Source organism: Thermoanaerobacter sp. RKWS2, assembly GCF_026240795.1.
In the GTDB taxonomy this organism is placed as follows: Bacteria; Bacillota; Thermoanaerobacteria; order Thermoanaerobacterales; family Thermoanaerobacteraceae; genus Thermoanaerobacter; species Thermoanaerobacter ethanolicus.
In genome coordinates this window covers 1,339,305-1,364,702 of the sequence record NZ_CP110888.1, presented here as the reverse complement: position 1 = coordinate 1,364,702, position 25,398 = coordinate 1,339,305, and the positions used below count along the sequence as shown (strand labels likewise).

Below are 25,398 nucleotides of genomic sequence, written 5' to 3'. Positions count from 1 at the left end.
GGATGTACTTCATGAAAAAGGTAATAATTCTCGGCTCAACTGGTTCTATCGGTACACAAACATTAGACGTAATAAAAAATTTTAGAGAAAGTTTTGAAATAGTAGGACTTACAGCTTATAACAATGTAGAACTTTTATCGAAACAAATTAGAGAATTTAATCCTAAAGTTGTAGCAGTAAAAGATGAAGATAAAGCTAACCAATTAAGGGAGAATCTAAAGAAAAATGTCGAAATTCTAACTGGCAGCAAAGGGCTTCAAGAAATTGTGAAGTACGATGCCGATTTAGTGGTGGTAGCCGTAGAAGGGATTGCTGGCCTTATTCCAACAGTTACAGCTATCCAGAGGGGAAAAGATATCGCTTTAGCGAATAAAGAAGTACTTGTAACAGCTGGACAAATTGTAATGGATTTGGTAAAAAAGAAGGATATAACTCTTTTACCTGTAGATAGTGAACACTCTGCTATACTCCAATGTTTAAGAGGAAATGACAAAAAAGAAGTATCTCGATTGATTTTAACAGCCTCTGGAGGTCCTTTTAGGGGGAAGAAAAAAGAAGATTTGAGAAAAGTAACTGTAAATGAGGCTCTAAATCATCCTAATTGGAAAATGGGGAAAAAAATCACGATAGATTCTGCCACTTTGATGAATAAAGGGTTTGAAGTAATAGAAGCAAAATGGCTCTTTGACATTTCTGAAGATAAAATTGATGTGATTGTGCATCCCCAGAGTATAATTCACTCAATGGTAGAATATATAGATGGTAGTGTAATTGCACAATTGGCTACTGCCGATATGAGGATACCTATTCAGTATGCATTAAATTATCCTACTCGCAATTACATAAATGGAATAAATTTTTTGGATTTTTCTATTACAACTCAGCTAACTTTTGAAAAACCCGATTTAGAAACTTTTAGATGTTTGTCATTAGCATATGAGGCTTTAAAAATTGGCGGCACGATGACTACAGTGTTAAATGCGGCTGATGAAATAGCTGTGTCACTGTTTTTAAATAAAAAAATAGAATTTTTACAAATAGCTGAAATCATAGAGGAGAGCATGAAAGAACATAATAATATACAAAATCCCACTTTAGATGATATAATAAATGTGGATAAAGAGGTTAAGGAAAAAATAGCAAAAAAATATATGAGGTGATACATTTTGACAATATTGATAAGTATAATTGTTTTAAGCGTTTTAGTAATGTTTCACGAATTTGGACATTTTATCGTTGCAAAACTTTCTGGAGCTAGAGTAAATGAATTTTCTATTGGCTTTGGTCCACGACTTTTTAAGAAGAAATACGGAGAAACAGAGTATTCTTTTAGAGCATTGCTATTCGGTGGTTATGTTGCTTTAGAAGGTGAAGATGAAAAATCTAATGACCCGCGGGCTATAGTAAATAAGCCTTGGCCTGTAAGGTTAGCTGTCTTTGCTGCAGGTCCTTTAATGAATATATTATTAGCTTTTTTATTGCTTTTTATTGTATTTTTTAATATAGGAAGTCCGATACCACAGGTAAAATCCGTAATGGAAGGCTATCCCGCTGAAAAAGCAGGAATTTTGCCGGGGGACAAAATTGTAATGGTAAATAATACAAAGATAAATACATGGGAGGAGTTAGAGAAAGCCATAAGTTCTAATGGAGAGCGAGTATTGACAATTGAAATTCAAAGGGGAAATCAAATTTTACAAAAACAAGTAAAACCAATTTTTGATAAAAACGCTTCAAAGGTAATGATAGGAATTGTTCCAGACTATGAGCGTTCTATCTCTCTTGCCTTTAAAACTGCCATCAATCAGACAATATATTTTTCGAAACTTATTATTTTGTCTCTTGTAATGTTAGTAACCGGAAAAGTCTCTGTCAATGATATTATGGGACCTGTGGGAATTGTTCAAGCTGTTGGAACAGTCGCTAAAACAGGTGTTATAAATTTACTAGCTTTTTCCGCTCTTATAAGCGTAAATTTAGGCCTTTTTAATCTATTGCCACTACCGGCTTTAGACGGTGGAAGGATTTTGTTTGTGTTAGCAGAGGCAGTAAGAGGTAAACCATTGCCACCTGAAAAAGAAGGCTATATTCATTATTTAGGTTTTTTACTGTTGATTGCTTTGTTGATTTTTGCAACCTATAGGGATATTCTACGCATTTTTTAAAAGGTGATAAAAATGAGAAAAATTACTCGCGAAGTCAAAATAGGCAATAAAAAAATTGGAGGAAATAATCCAATTTTAGTTCAGTCTATGACTAACACGGATACCCACGATATTGAAAAAACAATAGAGCAGATAAAAAAACTGGAAGCTGAAGGCTGTGATATTATAAGAGTTGCTGTTCCAGATATGGAAGCAGCTGAAGCAATAAAAGAAATAAAGAAAAATATAAATATTCCTTTGGTAGCAGATATTCATTTTGATTATCGATTAGCTATAAAATCAATTGAAAATGGAGCAGACAAGATAAGAATTAATCCTGGAAACATAGGAAGAGAAGAAAATATCAAAAAAGTGGTAGAAATAGCAAAAGAAAAAGGTATTCCTATTAGAATAGGTGTAAATTCTGGTTCTTTAGAAAAAGAAATATTACATAAATACAAGGGAGTAACTGCCGAAGCAGTTGTGGAAAGCGCTTTAAAAAATGTTTTAATTTTAGAAAAGTTAGGCTTTTATGATATAGTTATTTCGCTTAAAACTACAAATGTACCTCTTACTATAGAGGCTTATAAACTCGCTTCTTCAAAAGTGGATTATCCATTGCACGTAGGCATAACAGAGGCAGGTACCATTGAAGCTGGCACTATAAAATCTGCTATAGGAATAGGAACATTGCTTTATTTAGGAATAGGAGACACAATACGAGTTTCTCTAACAGGTGACCCAGTCCATGAGGTAAGAGTAGGAAAACAAATTTTACGCTCTTTAGGCTTTCTAAAAGAAGGAGTAGAAATTATTTCCTGCCCTACCTGCGGCAGAACAAAAATTGACTTGATAAGGTTAGCAGAAGAAGTAGAAAAAAGGACGAGGCATATTAAAAAGCCTTTAAAAGTTGCTGTTATGGGATGTGCTGTAAATGGACCAGGGGAAGCAAAAGAAGCGGATATAGGAATAGCAGGAGGAGATGGAGAAGGAGTTATTTTTAAAAAAGGAAAAGTTTATAAAAAAGTTAAGGAAGAAGAGTTAGTAGAAGAATTGATGAAAGAAATTGAAAAATTACTTGAGGAGGATTCTTAATGATTTCTGTTGTAATCCCAGCTTTTAATGAAGGAAAAAATATTGGGAGAGTTTTGTCAGTCTTAGAAACAATAGACCTGATTGATGAAATCATAGTTGTAAATGATGGTTCTACAGATGATACAAAAGAACAAGCTCTAAAATACAATGTAAAACTTGTTGATTTAGAAAAAAATCAAGGAAAAGGAAAAGCGTTAAAAGCAGGAATAGATAATTCTAAAGGTGATATTATCGTTATGTTAGATGCCGATTTAATTGGACTTACTGAGAAACATTTTTTTAATCTCGTATCTCCTGTATTAAAAAATGAAGCAGATATGACAATTGGAATTTTTTCTGGTGGAAGAAAATCTACAGATTTTGCACAAAAAATAGCACCCTTTTTGTCAGGACAAAGGGCAATAAAAAGGCAGTTTTTAGAAAACATTGAAGAGATGGAAATCAGTAGATTCGGAGTAGAAATTGCTTTAAATAGACATGCTGAAAAGAATAAGTTAAGAGTGGTAAATGTGCCTCTTGAGAATATGAGTCATGTCATGAAAGAAGAAAAGCTGGGATTAATTAGAGGATTTTATGCGCGATTAAAAATGTATTTTGATATTTTAAAAATGTGGATTTAGAAAGAGGGATTTGATGATTCCAGCATCTTTTCCGCAGGAATTTGAAATAAAAAAAGTAAAACTGTTAAAAAAAGAGAGAAAATTAATTGTAAGCGTATCTTCCAATAATAACATAAATTCCCAAATAAGAAAATTCCAGGATTTTTTGCTTAATAAATTTCCTTTAATTAAAGAAGTAGAAGTCGTAGTAGAACAGGAGAAAAAATTTAATAGTCTTCAGGACATATTAGACAATTTTGAGGAAATAATCTTAAAAATAAGCGAAGAATACCCTGCTTCTCTTAGTTTTTTAAAAACCTGTGATGTAGTAACAGAGAATCAAAAGATAATAATTAAAGCTCCCAACGAAGTAGTCTATCAATTTATAAAAAGCAATAAAATTGATTTTGTTCTTAAGAAATTTCTAAAGGATAAATATGGGTTTAAAACAGAAATAGATGTAGTCCTTTTAGAAGAGTTTGAAGATACAATGGAAAGAATGATAATGGAGGAAGATATAAAAGTTATTGAAGAAATCACTAAAAGCGGGCAGAAGCAAGAAACCGGCAAAACAACAGAAAAAATGGAGGATAAAGAAGATTCTCAAGTACTTTTAGGGAAAGAAATAAAGGCTGAAGTGATATCTATCAAAGATATCACTGCAGAAACAGAAGAAGCGGTAATTGAAGGTGAAATCTTTTCTCTCGAATTTAAGGAATTAAAGTCCAAAATTTTAATGACTTTTGATATAACTGATTATACTTCATCAATACTTGTAAAAGCCTTTTTAACTGAGGAAAAGTATAATTATTTAAAAGAGAATATCCAAGTAGGCAGTTTTGTAAAATTAGGAGGGAAAGTTTTCTACGATAAATATGAAGGAGACTTAGTAATAAGTCTAAAAGACCTTCAGTTGATATCTCCAAAAGAAAGAAAAGATTTAAGTGAAGAAAAAAGAGTGGAACTTCACTTACACACTCAAATGAGCAGTATGGATGCAGTAGCCTCTGCAACAGAAGTGATTAAAAGAGCAGCAAAATGGGGACATAAAGCCATTGCTATAACAGACCATGCAGTTGTACAGGCATTTCCTGAAGCGATGGAAGCATCTTCTAAATACGGTGTAAAAGTCATATACGGTGTAGAAGGTTATTTAGTGGATGATGGTGTACCTATTGTAACAGGAGATACAGAAGCCACTTTAGAAGATGAATTTACTGTTTTTGATATAGAGACGACGGGTCTTTCCAATATAAATGATGAAATAATTGAAATTGGTGCAGTAAAAATAAAAGAAGGCAAAATAATAGATACTTTTGAAACCTTTGTTAATCCCAAAATCCCTATTTCTTCTTTTATAACAAAACTTACTGGAATTGACGAATCTATGGTTAAAGATGCTCCTTCTATAGAAGAAATATTACCTAAATTCTTGGAGTTTGCTTCTAACAGTGTTTTAGTAGCTCATAATGCAAATTTTGATGTGTCTTTTATAAAATCTAAAGCTAAAAAATTTAATTTAAATGTAAACAATGCAGTTTTAGATACCTTAGAACTAAGTAGACATTTATATAAGGACTTGAAAAATTACAAGCTAGACACACTGGCTGACCATTTACAAGTAAAATTGGAACACCACCACAGAGCAGTAGACGATGCTATGGCTACAGCTGAAATATTTATAAAAACTATTGATAGGTTAAAAGAATTAGGAGTAGAAAAGGTAAAAGATATAAATGCTATATTAAAAGAAAGTGAAGTTGACATACGGAAACTTCCTGTCTATCATGTCACGATTTTGGTAAAAGACCAAAAAGGATTGAGAAATTTATACGAAATAATCTCTAAATCCAATTTGGAATATTTTCATAGAACACCTCGTATTCCCAAAAGTTTACTTATTAGTATGAGAGAAGGTCTTATCATTGGTTCTGCTTGCGAACAAGGGGAAGTTTTTAGGGCGATTGTATCTAACTTAGAAGAAAAGAAACTAGAGAATATTATTTCTTTTTACGATTACTTAGAAGTACAACCTGTTGGTAATAATGAGTTTTTAATTGAAAAAGGAGAAGTAAAAAGCGTAGAAGAATTAAGAGAAATTAATCAAAAAATTTATCTTTTGGGTAAAAAATACAACAAATTAGTAGTGGCAACAGGAGATGTGCACTTTTTAGATCCATGGGATGATATATACAGAAAAATTTTAATGGCAGGAAAAGGATATAAGGATGCAGATAGGCAGCCGCCTCTTTATTTTAAAACAACTGATGAGATGCTAAAAGAATTCGAATATTTAGGAGAAGAAGTAGCGAAAGAGATTGTAATTGATAATCCTAATAAAATTGCTGACCTTGTAGAAGAAGTAAAACCTATACCAGATGGAACATTCCCTCCTGTGATAGAGGGAGCTGAAGAAGAATTAAGAAGGCTTACTTTAGATAAAGCCCATGAAATATACGGTGACCCTTTGCCGGAAATAGTACAAAATCGCTTAGATAGAGAATTAAATTCTATAATTAACAATGGATATGCAGTTATGTATATTATAGCTCAAAAATTAGTGTCTAAGTCTTTAAAAGATGGGTATTTGGTTGGTTCTAGAGGTTCTGTAGGCTCTTCTTTAGTAGCCACTATGAGCGGAATAACAGAAGTTAACCCGCTGCCGCCTCATTATGTTTGTCCAAATTGTAAGTATTCCGAGTTTATAACTGATGGAAGCTATGGTTGTGGTGTGGACATGCCGGATAAGACTTGTCCTCACTGTGGAACTTTGATGAGGAAAGATGGTTTTGATATACCCTTTGAAGTGTTTTTAGGTTTTGAAGGGGATAAAGAACCAGATATAGACCTTAATTTTTCTGGGGAATACCAACCTATTGCTCATAAGTATACAGAAGAACTTTTCGGAAAAGGCCATGTTTTTAGAGCAGGTACTATTGGAACTTTAGCAGATAAAACTGCTTATGGATATGTCAAAAAATATTTTGAAGAACGCAATTTAATAGTTCATAAATCAGAAATCAAAAGACTTACTGTTGGTTGTACAGGAGTGAAAAGAACCACAGGGCAACATCCAGGTGGAATAATGGTAGTGCCAAAGGACAAGAGTATTTATGACTTTACTCCAATACAGCATCCTGCTGATGCAGAAGACACCGATGTTATAACAACTCATTTTGACTACCATTCAATAAGCGGAAGGCTTTTAAAACTGGATATTTTAGGGCATGATGACCCTACAGTTATAAGAATGCTGGAGGATTTAACCGGCATTAATGCAAGAGAAATTCCTTTAGATGATAAAAAAACTATGAGTTTATTTACCAGTGTAGAAGCATTGGGAATAGACCCTGAAGAGCTAAATACTCCTGTGGGTACTTTAGGATTACCTGAGTTTGGTACGAAGTTTGTAAGACAAATGCTTATTGACACTCGTCCTACTACTTTTGCAGAACTAGTACGCATAAGTGGACTTTCTCACGGCACTGATGTATGGCTTAACAATGCTCAGGATATAATAAGAGAAGGAATAGCTACATTAAAAGAAGTAATATCTACAAGAGATGACATAATGCTTTATTTGATAAGCAAAGGTATGGACAAAAAATTGTCTTTTAAAATAATGGAAAATGTGAGGAAAGGCAAAGGTGTAACACAAGAAGAAATAGAAGAAATGAGAAAACACGGTGTTCCAAATTGGTTTATTGAGTCTTGCCAAAAAATAAAATATATGTTTCCGAAGGCTCATGCTGTGGCATACGTAATAATGGCATTTCGAATTGCTTATTTTAAAGTTCATTATCCAGAAGCCTTTTATGCTACTTACTTTACCGTTAGAGCAGATGACTTTAATTTGGATATTGTATTAAAAGGGAAAGACAGCATAAAAAATGCTATAAAAGAGATAGAAGCGAAAGGAAATAATGCTAGTCCTAAAGAAAAAAGCCTTTTAACAGTATTAGAAGTAGCTTTAGAGATGTACCTAAGAGGATTTAAGTTTATAAATGTAGACTTATATAAATCTGATGCAGTCAAATTTTTGATTACTGAAGAAGGATTGCTACCACCTCTTAATTCTTTAGAGGGAGTAGGAATACAAGCAGCCAAAACAATTGCACAAGAAAGAGAAAATGGCAAATTTCTATCTGTTGAAGATTTTAGAAACAGAACAAAGGTCAGTAAAACAGTTATAGAAATATTAAAACAGTATGGCTGTTTAACCGATTTGCCAGAATCTAATCAATTAAGTTTATTTTAGTGTTGCGTTGGTAAAAGGTGTATGCTATAATTGTTATGTCAACATAGATTTTTTGCACAAAGAGTGGGTTTTCCCACTCTTTAGTTTATATAATGAAAAATAAAAAGTTTTAGGAGGAGAAGGATATGTCCAAAATAGAACAGATTGCAAAGGATTTAGTAATGCCTGTTTTAGAAAAAAATAATTTTGAACTGGTAGATGTAGAATACAAAAAGGAAGGAAGCCACTGGTATTTGAGAGTCTATATAGATAAAGAAGGAGGTATTACTTTAGATGATTGTCAATTGGTTAGCGAGTATTTAAGCGATAGATTAGATGAAGTAGACCCAATAGAACACAGTTATATTTTAGAAGTATCTTCTCCCGGTCTCGATAGACCTCTTAAGAAGCCTCGAGATTTTGAAAGAAATATCGGAAAAGAAATAGAAATCTCCCTATATGCCCCTATTGATAAGAGAAAAAAGTTTGAAGGTGAACTTATAGAGTTTACTGGTGATAAAATAATTATTCTCTATAATGGAGAAAGAAAGGAATTTGATATGAAGAATGTAAGTCTTGTTAAACCAGTAATAAAGTTTTAAAATTAAGGAGGGAGAATAATAATGAACGCAGAATTCATAGAAGCTTTAAATTCTATCTGTGAGGAAAAAGGTATCCCAAAAGATACAATGTTTGAAGCAATAGAAGCTGCTTTAGTTTCTGCTTACAAGAAAAATTATGGAACTTCTCAAAATGTTAAAATTGTCATGGATAGAGAAACAGGAGATGTTAAAGTTTATGCACAAAAAACGGTAGTAGAAGAGGTCTACAATGACCTACTAGAAATAAGTTTAGAAGAAGCGAGAAAAATAAATAAAAAATACCAGATAGGAGATATAGTTGATATAGAAGTAACTCCTAAAAACTTTGGCAGAATTGCAGCACAAAACGCAAAACAAGTTGTGATTCAAAGGATTAGAGAAGCTGAAAGAAATGTAATTTATGAAGAGTTTTTAGCCAAAGAAACAGAAGTAGTAACAGGTATTGTAACCAGGGTTGACAAAAAAAATGTGTTAATTAATTTAGGAAGAGTAGAGGCTATATTAGGCCCATCAGAACAAATCCCGGGGGAAACTTTTGCACCAGGAGACAGAGTTAAGGTGTATATTGTGGAAGTAAAAAAGACTACTAAAGGACCTCAGATTTTAATTTCTCGTTCTCATCCAGGACTTGTAAAAAGATTGTTTGAATTGGAATCCCCAGAAATTCAACAAGGAATAGTTGAAATACGGAGTATTGCTCGAGAAGCTGGTTCACGGACAAAAATGGCGGTTTTTAGCAGGGATGAAAATGTGGACCCTGTAGGAGCTTGTGTTGGATATAAAGGTGCAAGAGTACAAGCTGTTGTCAATGAACTAAAAGGAGAAAAAATAGATATAGTCAAGTGGAGTTCAAAACCTCAAGAATTTATAATGAACGCTTTAAGTCCAGCAAAGGCTTTGAGTATAGAAATTTTAGATGAAAAAGAAAAAGTAGCAAGAGTAATTGTACCTGATTATCAATTGTCTTTAGCAATTGGAAAAGAAGGACAAAATGCGAGGCTGGCGGCAAAGCTCACCGGTTGGAAAATAGACATAAAAAGCGAATCAATGGTAAAAAGTTAAGTGAGGTGAAAAGATGAAGACCAAAAAGGTTCCAATGAGAATGTGCTTAGGCTGTCAGCAGATGAAACCAAAAAAGGAATTAATACGCATTGTAAGACGAGCGAAAGATTCAGTTGTACAGGTGGATTTAACAGGTAAAGTGCCGGGAAGAGGTTGTTATATTTGCAAAGATATAAATTGTCTTGAAAAAGCTTTTAAAAACAAAAGGTTAGAAAAAGCGTTAGAAGTACCGATCTCTGATGAAATTTACGAACAATTAAAGAGGGAGATAGAGGATGAAGAATGACAGATTTCATTCTATGCTCGGAATAAGTAAAAAAGCGGGTAAACTTGTCTCTGGTAATTATAGTGTGGATAAATACCTTAAACTTAAGAAAGTTTTTTTAGTTGTATTGGCTACCGACGTGTCAAAGAATACTTTTAAAAAGTTTGCTACAATGTGTGAACGAAATAAAGTCCCCTACATTGTATATTCCACAAAAGAGTTATTGGCAAAAGCTATAGGAAGAGAAATGGTCGGGGTAATTGGTATTACAGATGAAGGATTAGCAAATGTATTATTAGATGCTGCAAAGGAGGAAAATTATGGAGGTGAATAATATGTCTAAAACAAGAGTTTATGAATTAGCAAAAGAATTAAATTTATCTAGTAAGGACCTTATATCCAAATTAAACGATTTGGATATAAAAGTTAAAAATCATATGAGCACATTGGAAGATGAAGAAGTAGAGCTGATAATGGATTTATTAAGAGACAAACCACAACAAACAGAAGAAGTCCATCAAAAAGAGGAAGAAGATATATTTGAGGACAATTTAGAGGACATAGAAGAAGAAAGAGTTTATAAAAAGAGCTTTAAAAAAGGTAGCAAAAAAAATAAGAAGAATAACAAAAAAGCGGTTTTAACAGAAGAAAAAGAAGAGGACGAAATTAAAATAATCACTATTCCTGAGTTTTTGACTGTAAAAGAATTAGCAGAAAAAATGAAAGTTAATCCTACAGAGATAATTAAAAAGTTAATTGCAAAAGGAATAATGGTTACAGTAAATCAACAAATTGACTTTGAAAATGCAGCTAAAATTGCTGAAGAATATGGATTTTTAGTAGATAAAGAGGAAGTAAAAGATGAATTAGAAATGTTATTAGAAGAAACGCCCGATGATGAAAAAGATTTGCAACCTCGTCCTCCTATTGTCACTGTAATGGGACATGTGGACCACGGTAAAACTTCTTTATTGGATGCCATCAGAAATACAAATGTCACTATGAAGGAAATGGGAGGAATTACACAGCACATAGGAGCTTCTGTAGTTGAGATAAATGATAAAAAAATTGTCTTTTTAGATACACCCGGCCACGAAGCTTTTACTGCTATGAGAGCAAGGGGAGCCAGCATCACAGATATTGTCGTGCTAGTAGTAGCCGCAGATGACGGTGTTATGCCTCAAACAGTAGAAGCAATAAACCACGTGAAAGCCGCCAATGTACCTATGATTGTAGCCATAAACAAAATAGATTTGCCGACTGCAAATCCAGATAGGGTAAAGACAGAGCTAAGTGAGTTAGGTTTAGTGCCAGAAGAATGGGGAGGAAATACAATTTGTGTACCTGTTTCTGCTAAGAAAAATATAGGTATAGATAATCTTTTAGAAATGATTTTGCTGGTTGCTGAAATGGAAGATTTAAAAGCTAATCCAAATAAGCCAGCAAGAGGCACTATAATAGAAGCAAAGTTAGAAAAAGGAAAGGGTCCTGTTGCAACTGTCATTGTGCAAAATGGAACTTTGCAAATAGGAGATGCTATTTTAGCAGGTACTGTTTATGGAAAAGTAAGGGCAATGTTTGACGATAGAGGCAGAAGAATTAAAAAAGCAGGACCTTCTATGCCAGTGGAGGTTTTGGGCTTTTCTGAAGTACCAGAAGCCGGAGATAAGCTCATAGTAGTAGAGGACGAGAAAAAAGCAAGAGAATTAGCAGAAAGACGTAAAGAACTTCAAAAAGAAATGGAACTTAAACGCAAGCAAAAAGTTTCATTAGAGGACTTATTTAGTCAAATACAGGAAGGTAGTGTAAAAGAGTTAAATATTATCATAAAAGCGGATGTTCAAGGTTCAGTAGAAGCACTAAAAAAATCCATTGAAGACTTAAGCAACGAAGAAGTTAGAATAAAGGTAATACACGGAGCAGTAGGCGCAATAACTGAAACGGATGTTATGCTTGCATCAGCTTCTAATGCCATAATAATAGGTTTCAATGTAAGACCAGAGACTAACGCTAAAAATCTCGCAGAAAAAGAAAAGGTAGATATAAAGCTTTATCGAATTATATATGAGGCTATTGAAGATATCAAAGCTGCTATGAAAGGTCTGTTGGAGCCAAAATATAAAGAAGTAGAGCTAGGAAGAGCAGAAGTTAGAGCTGTTTTCAGAGTACCTGGTGTAGGAAATGTAGCTGGATGCTATGTGTTAAGTGGTAAGATTTTAAGGAATTCTGATATACGTGTAGTAAGGGATGGTATTGTAGTTTATGAAGGTAAAATTGCTTCTTTAAAGAGGTTTAAAGACGACGTAAGAGAAGTACAACAAGGATTTGAATGTGGTATAGGTATAGATAGGTTCAATGACATTAAAGAGGGGGATATAATAGAAGCTTACCAAATGGAAGAAATTCCTCGTTGAAAGGATGAGTATAATGCAGTACAGGAATAGTCGACTTTCAGAAGAAATGAAAAGAGAAATAAGTAAAATGATTTTAGAAGAAATTAAAGACCCAAGAATTAAAGCAATGGTTAGTATAACTGACATAGAAGTTACTAAAGATTTGAGATATGCTAAAGTTTATGTAAGTATTTATGGAAGTGAAGAAGATAAACAAGAAACTTTTGAAGGGCTAAAAAGTGCAGCTGGCTACATCAGACACGAAATTGGAAGAAGAATAAAAATGAGATATACTCCTGAAATTATCTTTGAATTGGATCGATCAATAGAATACGGAGCTCACATTTCTGAAATATTAAAAGAACTAAACAAGCAAGAGGGTGATGGTAATTGATATTAATTGATGCAATAAATCACATAAAAGATGCTAAAAGTGTAATTGTAGTATCTCACATTGCACCCGATGGAGATGCTATAGGCACTGTTACAGGAATGTATAAAGTATTAAAAAAAATGGGAAAAGAAGTAGATGTATTCATAGATGACGAAATCCCTGAAATGTACTACTTTGTTCCTAATGTAGAGAAAATATCAAGACCATTTTATAAAGAGGCAGACGTGGTTTTGATTTTTGACTGTGCTGATGAAGAAAGATTGGGCGGTACCAAAGAACTTTTAAAAACTTCTGCTGTAACTATTAATATTGACCATCACATTTCAAATACTTTGTATGCCAAATTGAATTATGTAGATACTAACGCAGCAGCGACAGCAGAAATAGCCTATCAAATTGTTAAATTGTTAGGAGTAGAATTTGATGAAGAAATAGCTACAAGTTTCTATACAGCGATTTTGACAGATAGTGGTGGATTTATGTACGAATCAACTACTTCTATAACTCATCAAATAGCTGGAGACTTAATAAACAATGGCGCTAAATTTAAAGAAATAGGAGATAAAGTTTTTAATACTCTCAAATTCAACAAAGCAAAACTTTTAGGAAGAGCCTTAAATAGCCTTACATTATATAAAGATGGAAGAGTTGCTTATATGGAAATTTTAAAAAAAGACTTCCAAGAAACAAACACAAACCTTTCACATATAGAAAATATTATCACTTATGCTAGAAATATTGAAGGAGTAGAAGTAGCGGTACTTTTAGTTGAAAAAGAAGGAGAGATAAAAATTAGTTTAAGGTCAAAAGAAAAAATAGATGTAAATAAAATTGCAAATATTTTTGACGGTGGAGGCCATGTAAGAGCTGCTGGATGTAGCATCAAAGGAAATATTGGAGAAGCCAAAGAAAAAATTTTACAGACAATATTCAAAGAATTAGAGGGATAAAAATTGGAGGGAATGCTCAATATTTTAAAACCCCCTGGTATGACTTCTCACGATGTTGTAGATTTTATTAGGAAAATCTATAATATACGAAAAGTAGGGCATACAGGAACTTTAGACCCAGATGCAGCAGGAATACTGCCTGTTTGTGTAGGGAATGCCACTAAATTTGTCTCTTATCTTCTTGAGCACGACAAAAGATATAGATTTGAAATAACTTTTGGCTTTACTACAGACACTTTGGATAAAAGCGGCAAAATTGTAAAAGGCGGACCTGTAAGGATTCTGAGGGAAGAAGAATTAAGGCAAGTCTTAAATGAATTTAAAGGGAAAATAAAACAAATTCCTCCAATGTATTCTGCAAAGAAAATAAAAGGAAAAAAGTTATACGAATATGCAAGAGAAGGAAAGACAATTGATATTCCACCTATTGAGGTTACCATATATGATATTGAATTAGTTGAATATGAACCACCTTATCGGGTATTAATAGATGTGAAATGTTCTAAAGGCACCTATGTGAGAGCTTTAGTAAGAGATATATGCGAAAAATTAAACATGCCGGGATATATGTCTATGTTGATAAGAACAGAGGTTGGTGCTTTTAAAATAGAAGATGCTTATACTCTTGAAGAAATAAGGGAAAAGAAAGTATTATTGCAGCCAATAGATAAGTTTATTGAATTACCTTCTGTACAATTAAACAAAATGGAAGCTGAAAAAATTTTAAAAGGCCAATTTATTCAAAATAGATATCCTATTGAAACTTCACTTTTGAAGTTATATGATAATAATGGTAAATTTCTCGGCATTGGGATTTTAGAGCGAAATAAAATCCGTCCAAAAAGACTTCTTTGAGGGGGAAATGATAATTTGCAGATTGTTTATGAAAGCAATGCATCAAAATACAAAGAGGCCAAAGTAATAGCTTTAGGCAATTTTGATGGAGTTCATATAGGTCACCAGGAATTAATTAAGCAAGCAATAGCTCTTTCTAAAGAGAATAACTTAGCGAGCGCTGTTTTCACTTTTAAACAGCATACTTCAAAAATTTTAACCCCTGACAAGCAACCAGAGCTTATAACTACTTATCAAAAAAAGGTAGAAATTTTAAAGCAATTTAACCTTGATTACGGAATATTTTTTGACTTTACTGAAAGTTTTTCTAAATTAACTGCTGAAGAATTTATAAAAAAATTTTAGTAGAGCTATTAAACATTAAAATAGCAGTGGTGGGACATAATTATAGATTTGGCTACAAAGCTTTAGGGAATGTAGATACATTAAAAAAATATTCCAAAATATATTCATATAAAGTTTATGTTGTCCCACCAGTTATAAGGGAGGGTATTGTAGTAAGCAGCAGCTATATCAGGGAATTAATAAAATCAGGTAAAGTTGAAGAGGCAAATAGTTTATTAGGACGTTTTTTTCCCTTGCAAGGAAAAGTGATTCATGGACAAGAAATTGGGCGAAAATTAGGTTTTCCTACTGCTAATCTACAAATATCAGAAGATTTGGTTTTGCCAAAAGCAGGAGTATATGTGACGCGAGTAAAAATAGAAGACAAATTTTATATAGCTGTCACAAATGTTGGCTCGAAGCCTACTTTTGGTGGCAAAAGCATTTCTGTCGAATCTTACATTTTAGATTACAATGAAAATTTATATGATAAATATTTAGAAGTTGAATTTATAACAAGAATAAGAGATGAAATTAAATTTCAAAATTTAGAAGCCTTAAAAGAACAAGTTTTTAAAGATATTAATTATGCTAAAAACTTTAAAAATATTTTACAACAGAAACATTATGTGATAAAATAAAATAGCGATTTACCTTATGCTTTGATACCCGTATCTCCGGCGGTATTCTATGCATAAGGCGTATTCTAAAAGATGGAGGTGAAAAAAGTGCTGGACAAAGAAAAAAAGGCAGAAATAATCAATAAGTTCAAGCTCCACGATACTGACACAGGTTCTCCAGAAGTTCAAATTGCCCTTTTAACTGAGAGAATAAATAACTTAAATGCTCATTTGCAAGTTCATAAAAAAGACCATCATTCAAGAAGAGGTCTTCTTAAAATGGTTGGGCAAAGAAGGGCACTGTTAAATTATTTAATGAAAACAGATATGGAGAGGTATCGTGCCATTATCGAAAAATTAGATTTAAGAAAATAGAGCGAGATACCTCGCTCTATTTTCTATAAAATTTTACGAAAGGAGGATAACATGGAAGAACGAACTTTTGAAATGGAACTAGCCGGGAGAAAGTTGTTAGTCCAGATAGGAAAAGTAGCTCAACAAGCAAATGGAGCAGCTTGGGTAAAATACGGGGATACTGTCGTTCTAGTTACTGCCTGTGCTTCCAAAGAACCCCGAGAAGGAATTGACTTTTTTCCTTTAACTGTTGAGTACGAAGAAAGATTGTACTCTGTCGGTAAAATTCCTGGTGGTTTCATAAAAAGAGAAGGGAAACCTAGTGAAAAGGCAATTCTCTCTGCTCGGTTAATTGACAGACCAATTAGGCCTTTATTTCCCCATGGTTATAGAAATGATGTACAAGTTATAGCTACAGTTTTATCTGTTGACCCTGACGTACAACCAGAAATAGTCGCAATGATTGGTTCGTCTGTTGCTCTTTCAATTTCTGATATTCCTTTTAATGGTCCTACAGGAGCGGTAGCAGTAGGATTAGTCGATGGACAATTTATAATTAATCCTAACCATGAGCAAAGAGAAAAAAGCTTAATGCATTTAGTGGTTTCAGGAACGAAAGATGCTATTGTAATGGTGGAAGCAGGGGCAAAAGAGATTCCTGAAGAAACTATGCTAGATGCTATAATGTATGCTCACGAATATATCAAACAGATTGTAGAGTTTATAGAAGGAATAGTTAAAGAAGTAGGTGTTCCGAAAAGCGAAGTAATTTTACATGAAATAGACAAAGACCTAGAAGAAAAAGTAAGAGCCTATGCAACAGAAAAAATATACAATGCGTTAAGAACAGCAGAAAAGAAAGAGAGAAACGACAACTTAGATAAAGTTGAACAAGAGGTTTTAGAGCACTTTAAAGAAGAATATCCTGATAATCTTGCTGATATAGATGAAGTACTTTACAATATAATGAAAGAACAAATGCGAAAAATGATAACAGAGGAAAGAATAAGAGTAGATGGCAGGGGCCTTGACGACATAAGACCAATATGGTGCGAAGTAGGAGTGCTACCCAGAACTCACGGTTCTGCGATTTTCACAAGAGGACAAACTCAAGTGCTTACAGTAGCAACATTAGGTGCATTAGGAGATATTCAGATTTTAGATGGCATAGGAGATGAAGAAGCAAAAAGATATATGCATCATTACAATTTTCCACCCTACAGTGTTGGAGAAGTAAGGCCTCTAAGAGGTCCTGGTAGAAGGGAAATTGGTCATGGAGCTTTAGCAGAAAGGGCTTTAGAACCGGTGATTCCTTCTGAAGAGGAATTTCCCTATACTATAAGATTAGTGTCAGAAGTTTTAAGTTCCAATGGTTCTACTTCTCAAGCTAGTGTTTGTGGCAGTACTTTAGCTTTAATGGATGCAGGAGTTCCAATAAAAGCTCCAGTTGCAGGAGTTGCTATGGGGCTTATCAAAGAAGGAGATGTAGTTTCTGTACTCACTGATATACAAGGAATTGAAGACTTTTTAGGGGATATGGACTTCAAAGTAGCAGGCACAGAAAAAGGAATCACAGCGATACAAATGGATATAAAAATTCCTGGAATTGACAAAGAAATTTTGAAAATGGCTTTAGAAAAGGCCCGAAGGGGTAGACTATACATTCTCAGCAAAATGTTAGAAGTTATAAAAGAACCGAGAAAACAGTTATCAGTATACGCACCTCGTGTTATAAGGATGGTAGTTGACCCTGAAAAAATTAGAGAAATAATCGGACCTGGTGGCAAAACCATAAGTAAAATTATTGCAGAAACGGGAGTAAAAATTGATATTGAAGAAGATGGCAGGTTATACATTACTGCTTCTGATTTGAGATCTGGCGAAAGAGCTAAGCAAATGATTGAGGCTATAACAAAAGATATAGCAGTAGGAGAAATTTATTTAGGAAAAGTGCTTAGAATAACACCCTTTGGAGCTTTTGTAGAAATTGCTCCTGGTAAAGAAGGACTTGTCCACATCTCTAAGCTATCAAAAAAACGGGTACAAAAAGTAGAAGATGTAGTAAAAGTTGGCGATGACATATTGGTAAAAGTCACAGATATAGACAAACTCGGAAGAATAAGCCTTTCAAGAAAAGACGCATTGCCTGATGAAGAGGAAGAAGAAAGAAACTAAAGGCATAAACCGACCCACGGTTTATGTTTTTTATTTTTTAGTAATATATTCGCCGCCTGTTTGAATAAAATTAAAGTGAGAATATCAACGGGTGGTGTTATAATGAAAATATTTTATATAAAATATCCTAAAAAAGCTTTTGGATTATTTTTTCCTTAGCAATATTACTGCTCATCTTTTTAATTTACATAATTACACGCAGCGTTTCTGTTTTTAACAGCAATGAACCTATTTATAAAGGAGATACAAAGGAAAAAAGATTGCCTTTGCTTGCAACGTCGCATGGGGAGATGAGTACATACCAAAAATGTTAGATATTTTTAAAGATAACAATATCCATATTACATTTTTTTGAAGGAAAATGGGCAGAAAAAAATCCTGATGTTGTAAAAGATATTTATCAAAAAGGCCATGAAATCGGAAGTCATGGATACACACATGTAAAATATACAAATTTAAGTCGGCAACAATATGAAGAAGATATTAAAAAAAGCGGTGAAATTTTAGAAAAAATTACAGGAACAAAACCTACCCTTTTTGCACCACCGTATGGTGATTTCAATGATGAAGTAGTAAAAGTAGCAGAACAATTAGGATATAAAGTTATTCTATGGAGTTTGGACACCATAGATTGGAATAATCCAAGTCCTCAAACAATTGTAGATAGAGTTATGACTAAATATCACAACGGTGCTATTGTGTTAATGCACCCTACTCAAAATACTGTGGAAGCATTGCCACAGATAATAAAACAACTTAAAGAAAAAGGTTATAAAATAACTAAAGTATCGGAGGTAATTGTAGATAACAATTAAATTTGCTATAATAATAATTAAATTTGCAAAGGAGGATAAAATGTACGAACAAAAGATTATTGAAGGAGTAAAAGTTGTAACTTGTAAAATTCCTTACGCATATTCTGTATACATAGGGATATGGATTAAAGCAGGCTCTATGTACGAACATAAAACTATAAATGGAATATCTCATTTTATAGAACACATGGTTTTTAAAGGTTCTAAGCTAAGAAGTGCGAAGCAAATTGCGGAAGAAATGGATAGTATTGGTGGACAGTTAAACGGCTTTACTGAAAAAGAAAGTACCTGTTTTTATATAAAAGTCTTAAATACTCACGTAAAACAAGGTCTTGATATACTTTTTGATATGGTATTTAACCCTGCCTTTAAAGAAGAAGACATAGAAAAGGAAAAGCAAGTCATCTTTGAAGAAATATTGACAGAATTAGATTCTCCTGAAGACGTAGCTTATAATCTTTTAGCAAAAACAATATGGAAAGGACATCCCTTGTCTTTCCCTGTACTTGGTACTTTTTCTACTATTAAAAAGCTAAACAAAGAACAAATTGTAAATTATTATAATGCCCATTATAACAAAGATAACATAGTCATTTCTATAGCAGGAAATTTTGGCGATGATATCTATGAAATACTGCAAAAATATTTATCAAAAATTCAAAAAACTAATGTTATTTCTCAATTAACTTCTCCAATTTGGCATAAAAACAAAGCTTTTTATGAAAAAGATTTTGAACAGGTAAATTTATGTATTGGTTTACCTGGGATAACTTATGACTTAAGGAAAGTATATGCTTTAGCCGTCATTAATAATGCTTTTGGTGGAGGAATGAGTTCAAGACTATTTCAAAAAATAAGAGAAGATAAGGGATTGGTTTACTCGATTTATTCTTATCCTTCTACCTATCACCATGCTGGGGTTTTTTCTATTTTTGCTAGTATGAACGCTAATAATTTTAAGAAGGTATATGACTTAATTTTAAAAGAAATAGAAGAGGTGTATTCAAAAGGTTTAGCAAAAGAAGAGATTGATAAATTTAAAGAGCAACTTCGCATAAATGTATTAATGGATTTAGACAGTATAAGCAGTAGAATGAGCACAATAGGAAAATCCATTCTTTTATTTAATAAAGTGCATACTGTAGAGGAAATACTTCAAACAATAGATAACTTAACTTACGAGGAAATAAATGACTTAGCTAAAAAAATTATAAATCCTGATGACATGAGCATAGCCGTGGTTGGAAAACTAAACAAAAGAGATAAAGGGTGGTTAGAAAATGTCCATAATACTTAAGATTAAAAAAACTGATGATGCTAAAGACTTACCTTTGCCTGCTTATATGAGTGAAGGAGCCGCTGGCATGGATTTATATGCTAATGTTAAAGAGGAAGTCATATTACAACCTGGCGAAATAAAACTAATTCCAACAGGTATACAAATTGAACTTCCTCCAAATTTTGAGGCCCAAATAAGGCCAAGAAGCGGCCTAGCTTTAAACTACGGAATAACTCTTTTAAATACTCCTGGTACAATTGATTCCGATTACAGAGGAGAAATAAAATTGATAGTCATCAATTTAGGAAAAGAAGCAGTCAAAATCGCAAGGGGACAAAGAATTGCTCAAATGGTAATCAATCAAATAGTAAGACCAACAATAGTAGAGGCAGAAATCCTTTCAGAAACTAAAAGAGATGAAGGAGGATTTGGCCATACCGGTATATAAGGAGGGGTTCTATGCGGTTAAGCGAATTTGGAAATAAAGAAATTGTAAATTTAACGGATGGAAGAAGATGGGGATTAGTAGAAGATTCAGATTTAGTTATTGATGAAGAAACAGGAAGGATTCATTCAATAATAGTATATGAATCAAAAGGTTTATTTAGAGGAAAGACAAACTATATTGAAATAAGTTGGGACTCTATAAGAAAAATTGGTGACGATATGCTTATTGTGGAATTCGAAGAAAAGAAAAGACGGTTTTATTAAAAATATTACTTTTCTTTATCACTTTAATGAAGTATAATAATATAAAATGTCTCAACTTAGATACCTTCAAAAGGAAAGGATGAGAACGTGAAAATATTGGTACAAAAATTTGGTGGAACTTCTGTATCAACACCTGAGAGAAGAGAAATGGCTACATCAAAAGTAATTGAGGCAGTTAAAAACGGTTTTAGCGTGGTAGTAGTAGTTTCTGCAATGGGAAGAAATGGAGATCCTTATGCCACAGACACTCTAATAAACATGGTTAAATCAATAGATAGCAATATTTCAAAACGAGAATTAGATTTATTGATGAATTGTGGTGAAATAATCTCCAGTGTGACTTTTGCTGCAACCCTATCAAAGAAGGGTTATAAAGCAAAAGTATTTACCGGAGGACAAGCAGGCATTATAACAGATGATAATTTTGGCAATGCGGAAATTATAAAAGTAGAACCAACAAGACTTTTAGAAAGTTTAAAAGAGGGAATTATTCCTGTAGTAGCAGGTTTTCAAGGTATCACAGAAGAAGGAGATTTAACTACGTTAGGGCGAGGAGGCAGTGATACAACTGCTGCTCTTTTAGGTGAAGCTCTAAAAGCTTCCGCGGTAGAAATATATACAGATGTAGATGGAATAATGACAGCAGATCCTCGCATTGTTTCAAAAGCTCATATTTTGAAAAAAATAAGTTATAATGAAGTATTCCAATTTGCAGAACAAGGAGCAAAGGTAGTACATCCTAGAGCGGTAGAAATAGCAATGAGAGGTAATATACCCCTTGTTATAAAAAATACCATGTCAGACAGTCCAGGTACCATTATAACTCAATATAATGAGGCTTACGATAATATTTACGATATAGACAAATTAGTCACTGGAATTGCCAATATGGACCATAGAGTTCAAATCGTGCTAGAAAACAGTGAAAATACAGAAAGTATATTCGAAAAAATTGCAGAAGAAAAAATAAGCATTGACCTTATTAATATTTTTCCTGAAAAACAAGTTTTTACAATATCAGAGATGGATTTTAAAAAGTTACAAAAACTTCTTGAAGAAAACAATATAAAATATTCCTACAGAACTAATTGCTCAAAAGTCTCTATAATTGGTAATAGAATAAGAGGCGTTCCAGGAGTAATGGCAAGAGTAATAAAGGCATTATCAAGGCATAATATAGAAATTTATCAAACAGCTGACTCTCATAATACTATTTCTTGCCTTGTAAGTCAAGATAAAGCTGAAGAAGCAGTTAGAGTTCTACATGACGAATTTAATCTTTAAAAGGGAAGCGCATACTATTGCGCTTTTTTTATACTAATTATTAGGAGCGTGATAAAGATGAGCAATTTTTTAAAAAATGAAGAAACAGAACAACCTCAGACTTTACCACATGTTCAGGAGAATTTAAAAAATTTAGGCCAGACAAACGTACCTAATTTTGAAAGCAATATTCATTGTCTTACTATAATAGGGCAAATTGAAGGCCACATGATACTGCCTCCACAAAACAAAACCACAAAATATGAACACATAATACCACAATTGGTAGCAATAGAAGAAAACCCTAATATAAAAGGAGTTTTGATTTTATTAAATACTGTAGGAGGAGATGTGGAAGCAGGTCTTGCTATTGCAGAAATGATAGCAAGCCTTTCTAAGCCTACTGTATCTATAGTATTAGGTGGAGGTCACAGTATCGGGGTGCCTTTAGCAGTTTCAGCAAATTATTCTTACATAGTGCCAAGTGCTACCATGACAATACACCCTATCAGAATGACAGGATTAATAGTAGGAGTTCCCCAAACTTTTGATTATTTCAACAAAATGCAAGATAGAATAGTAGAGTTTATTGTGCGAAATTCAAAAATAAAAAGAGATACTTTTATGAAGCTTATGCTTAAAACTGGAGAATTAGCCAACGACATAGGAACAATCTTAGTTGGAAAAGAAGCAGTAGATTACGGTTTGATTGACGAAATAGGGGGTATCAAAGAAGCTTTAAAGAGGTTACACAATATGATAGAAGAAAGAGAAAAAAGAAAGGTGAAGAATAATGTTATATACAATAATTCCCTATGAATTAATTTTTGAAAAAAGAGAAGATATACCCACCAATTATATAGAACTAAAGATGGGGAATAAACAGTTAGTAGTAGAAAAACTCTCAAATGGAAATTATATAATTCAAAGAATGTATTCTACTAATCCTTTTGATTACCTAAACGCAAAATATACTCCAGGAAGCATGATAAGTATTTATTAGAAAAATTTTTGTGTTATAATAGATGTGTTTAAAAAATTAGCACATCTATTTTTTTGTTGCTATTTTACATAATTAATACTAAAATTTTTATAGAAGAAATTATAAACAGGTGGTATATATGATTGATAAAAAACAAAAGTCTCTCAAAAACGAAATCATTGGAATTATATTTTTGGCTTTTACACTTATTTCTTTTTTAAGCCTTTATACAGATACAACTGGTGCTATAGGTAAAAACATAGGAATTTTTTTAAAGGGTTCTTTTGGGATAGGTTCTTATGTTGTATCTGCTTTACTTTTAGTATTTGCGTTGATGTTTCTTTTTAATAATCGAGATTTTATAAAATTACATAAAGCTGCAGCACTTTTTGGACTTTTTCTAACCCTCATAAGTTTAGATCATTTGTATTATTTCCCTTCTAATGAAGGATTAAAAAATTATATCTTAGCTGCTTACACTAATGGTATAAACAATATGGGTGGAGGAGTTGTTGCTGCCTTACTGGTATATTTTCTAGTAAAACTTTTGGGTATCACAGGAAGCTATATATTATTGTTTTCTTCTTTGGCAATTTTTATAGTGCTTATTACAAATGTATCTATCGTAAACCTGATGGAATCTTCCTATCAGAAGTTTAAACAACGTAAAAAAAAGATAAAAAAAACAGACCATGAGAAGGAAGTAATTTCTACCTCTACTTCTCAGGAGGATTTCACACCTTTAATTGAAGAAAATATAACAGATAAAAATAGAACAATCGATATAATTGAACAAGTAGAAGAAGAAAGAAAAATCTATGAAAAAGGTACAAAAGATAAAGAAGAGGTTATAGAAAGCGAGTATCTTCCTCCTCCTATAACCCTTTTAAAAGAGGCAATTCCCCCACCAAAAATAAAAAATGAAGTGTTAATGGAGAAAGTAAAAAAAATAGAAGACACCCTTAAAAACTTCGGAGTTGATGCAAAAGTTATCCAAGTGACAAAGGGGCCTGCAATTACTCGTTTTGAATTGCAACCTAGTGCAGGAGTCAAAGTTAGCAGAATTGTGAGTTTAACAGATGACATTGCTTTAAGTCTAGCTGCGCCTTCTGTGAGAATAGAAGCGCCGATTCCTGGTAAATCTGCTATTGGAATAGAAGTCCCAAATGATAAAATAGCTCCAGTATATTTGAGAGAAGTAATAGATAGCAAAAAGTTTAGAAATTTTAAATCAGGCTTAGCAATTGGTTTAGGAAAGGATATCGCTGGTAATATTGTCATAGCAGATTTATCTAAAATGCCTCATTTGCTCATTGCAGGTGCGACAGGTTCTGGTAAAAGTGTTTGCATAAATTCTCTTATAGTGAGTTTGTTATACAAAGCCCCTCCACAACAGGTGAAAATGATATTGATAGATCCAAAAGTAGTAGAACTTAATATTTACAACGGCATTCCTCATCTCTTAACTCCGGTTGTCACAGACCCTAAAAAGGCAGCCGGTGTCTTAAATTGGGCAGTACAAGAAATGACTAAGCGTTATAATTTATTTGCCCAATATGGAGTTAGAGATATAGACAGCTATAACGAAAAATACAAAGAAAACAGCTTATATAAAATTGTAATCATAATTGATGAGCTTTCTGACTTAATGATGGTCTCTCCTGCAGAAGTAGAAGAATATATATTTAGGTTAGCTCAAATGGCAAGAGCTGCTGGCATTCATTTGGTCATTGCTACCCAAAGACCCTCTGTTGATGTAATAACGGGAGTTATTAAAGCCAACATCCCTTCAAGGATTTCTTTTGCTGTATCTTCTCAAATTGACTCAAGAACAATCTTGGATATGACAGGTGCAGAAAAACTTTTAGGAAAAGGCGATATGCTTTTTAACCCTATAGGAGCAGCAAAACCTATGCGAATTCAAGGAGCTTTTATCTCTGAAGAAGAAGTAGAAGCTGTAGTAAATTTCTTAAAAAATCATTCTAAGCCTCAGTACGAAGAAATAGAAATTGAGGAAAAGACAAATGGAAAAATTTTTGAACAACAAGAGGATGAGTTATTAGAAGATGCTATTTCTGTAATTTTAGAAACAGGGCAAGCTTCTATTTCAATGTTACAAAGAAGATTAAGAATTGGGTACGCGAGAGCTGCCCGAATTATAGATCAATTAGAGCAAAAAGGTATTATAAGCGGTTATGATGGTTCTAAGCCAAGGCAAATTCTTCTATCAAAAGAAGAAATAAAAAATATTAGAAGAATCTTAAAATAGAAAGGAAATG

The 25,398-nt window shown here is 33.0% G+C and carries 22 protein-coding genes and 2 pseudogenes; all 24 read left to right on the top strand.

Annotated features, from left to right (window positions below; translation table 11 throughout):
• Window positions 1-11: 11 nt before the first annotated feature.
• The 24 genes and pseudogenes from OEI98_RS07045 to OEI98_RS06925 all read left to right on the top strand — a co-directional run bounded on the left by OEI98_RS07045 (window position 12) and on the right by OEI98_RS06925 (window position 25,388).
• The gene (locus OEI98_RS07045; RefSeq protein WP_006570407.1) at window positions 12-1,160 is read left to right on the top strand and encodes a 1-deoxy-D-xylulose-5-phosphate reductoisomerase; all 1,149 of its coding nucleotides are present in this window, start codon (window positions 12-14) and stop codon (window positions 1,158-1,160) included.
• A gap of 6 nt (window positions 1,161-1,166) precedes the next feature.
• Entirely contained in the window at window positions 1,167-2,165 is a 999-nt protein-coding gene (gene rseP / locus OEI98_RS07040; protein WP_003869140.1) for an RIP metalloprotease RseP, read from the top strand.
• A 12-nt stretch (window positions 2,166-2,177) separates the two neighbouring features.
• A complete protein-coding gene (gene ispG, locus OEI98_RS07035; RefSeq protein WP_266040445.1) occupies window positions 2,178-3,239 on the top strand; it encodes a flavodoxin-dependent (E)-4-hydroxy-3-methylbut-2-enyl-diphosphate synthase in 1,062 nt (353 codons plus the stop codon).
• Window positions 3,239-3,859: a glycosyltransferase family 2 protein gene (locus tag OEI98_RS07030; protein WP_266040443.1), complete on the top strand. Its 621-nt coding sequence runs from the start codon at window positions 3,239-3,241 to the stop codon at window positions 3,857-3,859. The genes ispG and OEI98_RS07030 overlap by 1 nt, the downstream gene beginning before the upstream one ends.
• A gap of 13 nt (window positions 3,860-3,872) precedes the next feature.
• Window positions 3,873-8,096, top strand: a complete 4,224-nt coding sequence (locus OEI98_RS07025; protein ID WP_266040440.1) for a PolC-type DNA polymerase III — start codon at window positions 3,873-3,875, stop codon at window positions 8,094-8,096.
• A 125-nt stretch (window positions 8,097-8,221) separates the two neighbouring features.
• Window positions 8,222-8,677 carry a ribosome maturation factor RimP gene (gene rimP, locus OEI98_RS07020; protein ID WP_003869136.1) on the top strand — a complete coding sequence of 152 codons (456 nt, stop codon included), beginning with the start codon at window positions 8,222-8,224 and terminating at the stop codon, window positions 8,675-8,677.
• Window positions 8,678-8,698: 21 nt separating this feature from the next.
• Window positions 8,699-9,739: a transcription termination factor NusA gene (gene nusA / locus OEI98_RS07015; protein ID WP_003869135.1), complete on the top strand. Its 1,041-nt coding sequence runs from the start codon at window positions 8,699-8,701 to the stop codon at window positions 9,737-9,739.
• A 13-nt stretch (window positions 9,740-9,752) separates the two neighbouring features.
• On the top strand, window positions 9,753-10,025 hold the full coding sequence (gene rnpM / locus OEI98_RS07010; RefSeq protein WP_003866750.1) for an RNase P modulator RnpM: 273 nt from the start codon (window positions 9,753-9,755) through the stop codon (window positions 10,023-10,025).
• On the top strand, window positions 10,015-10,338 hold the full coding sequence (locus OEI98_RS07005; RefSeq protein WP_003866751.1) for a L7Ae/L30e/S12e/Gadd45 family ribosomal protein: 324 nt from the start codon (window positions 10,015-10,017) through the stop codon (window positions 10,336-10,338). The genes rnpM and OEI98_RS07005 overlap by 11 nt, the downstream gene beginning before the upstream one ends.
• Window positions 10,325-12,418 carry a translation initiation factor IF-2 gene (infB, locus tag OEI98_RS07000; RefSeq protein WP_323053796.1) on the top strand — a complete coding sequence of 698 codons (2,094 nt, stop codon included), beginning with the start codon at window positions 10,325-10,327 and terminating at the stop codon, window positions 12,416-12,418. Before OEI98_RS07005 ends, infB begins: the two co-directional genes overlap by 14 nt.
• 13 nt (window positions 12,419-12,431) lie before the next feature.
• The gene (rbfA, locus tag OEI98_RS06995) at window positions 12,432-12,791 is read left to right on the top strand and encodes a 30S ribosome-binding factor RbfA (protein WP_003866754.1); all 360 of its coding nucleotides are present in this window, start codon (window positions 12,432-12,434) and stop codon (window positions 12,789-12,791) included.
• On the top strand, window positions 12,788-13,741 hold the full coding sequence (locus OEI98_RS06990; protein WP_266040433.1) for a DHH family phosphoesterase: 954 nt from the start codon (window positions 12,788-12,790) through the stop codon (window positions 13,739-13,741). Before rbfA ends, OEI98_RS06990 begins: the two co-directional genes overlap by 4 nt.
• A 12-nt stretch (window positions 13,742-13,753) precedes the next feature.
• Window positions 13,754-14,596, top strand: coding sequence for a tRNA pseudouridine(55) synthase TruB (gene truB / locus OEI98_RS06985; protein WP_180367003.1), 843 nt, complete (start codon window positions 13,754-13,756; stop codon window positions 14,594-14,596).
• Window positions 14,597-14,611: 15 nt separating this feature from the next.
• Window positions 14,612-15,561 (top strand): annotated as a pseudogene (locus tag OEI98_RS15060) (bifunctional riboflavin kinase/FAD synthetase).
• 90 nt (window positions 15,562-15,651) lie between these two features.
• Window positions 15,652-15,915: a 30S ribosomal protein S15 gene (gene rpsO, locus OEI98_RS06970; protein WP_343286372.1), complete on the top strand. Its 264-nt coding sequence runs from the start codon at window positions 15,652-15,654 to the stop codon at window positions 15,913-15,915.
• A 51-nt stretch (window positions 15,916-15,966) separates the two neighbouring features.
• Window positions 15,967-18,069, top strand: coding sequence for a polyribonucleotide nucleotidyltransferase (locus OEI98_RS06965; RefSeq protein ID WP_004396216.1), 2,103 nt, complete (start codon window positions 15,967-15,969; stop codon window positions 18,067-18,069).
• Between the two features lie 102 nt (window positions 18,070-18,171).
• Window positions 18,172-18,884 (top strand): annotated as a pseudogene (locus OEI98_RS06960) (polysaccharide deacetylase family protein).
• 40 nt (window positions 18,885-18,924) lie between these two features.
• A complete protein-coding gene (locus OEI98_RS06955) occupies window positions 18,925-20,181 on the top strand; it encodes a M16 family metallopeptidase (RefSeq protein ID WP_266040424.1) in 1,257 nt (418 codons plus the stop codon).
• Window positions 20,165-20,611: a dUTP diphosphatase gene (gene dut / locus OEI98_RS06950; RefSeq protein WP_003869126.1), complete on the top strand. Its 447-nt coding sequence runs from the start codon at window positions 20,165-20,167 to the stop codon at window positions 20,609-20,611. Before OEI98_RS06955 ends, dut begins: the two co-directional genes overlap by 17 nt.
• Before the next feature lie 11 nt (window positions 20,612-20,622).
• Window positions 20,623-20,874 carry a YlmC/YmxH family sporulation protein gene (locus OEI98_RS06945; RefSeq protein WP_003869125.1) on the top strand — a complete coding sequence of 84 codons (252 nt, stop codon included), beginning with the start codon at window positions 20,623-20,625 and terminating at the stop codon, window positions 20,872-20,874.
• 87 nt (window positions 20,875-20,961) lie between these two features.
• On the top strand, window positions 20,962-22,158 hold the full coding sequence (gene dapG, locus OEI98_RS06940; protein WP_003869124.1) for an aspartate kinase: 1,197 nt from the start codon (window positions 20,962-20,964) through the stop codon (window positions 22,156-22,158).
• Between the two features lie 57 nt (window positions 22,159-22,215).
• Entirely contained in the window at window positions 22,216-22,956 is a 741-nt protein-coding gene (locus OEI98_RS06935; protein WP_266040420.1) for a ClpP family protease, read from the top strand.
• Window positions 22,931-23,140: a YlzJ-like family protein gene (locus tag OEI98_RS06930; RefSeq protein ID WP_004396223.1), complete on the top strand. Its 210-nt coding sequence runs from the start codon at window positions 22,931-22,933 to the stop codon at window positions 23,138-23,140. Before OEI98_RS06935 ends, OEI98_RS06930 begins: the two co-directional genes overlap by 26 nt.
• A 118-nt stretch (window positions 23,141-23,258) precedes the next feature.
• Entirely contained in the window at window positions 23,259-25,388 is a 2,130-nt protein-coding gene (locus tag OEI98_RS06925; protein WP_266040417.1) for an FtsK/SpoIIIE family DNA translocase, read from the top strand.
• Window positions 25,389-25,398: the final 10 nt, after the last annotated feature.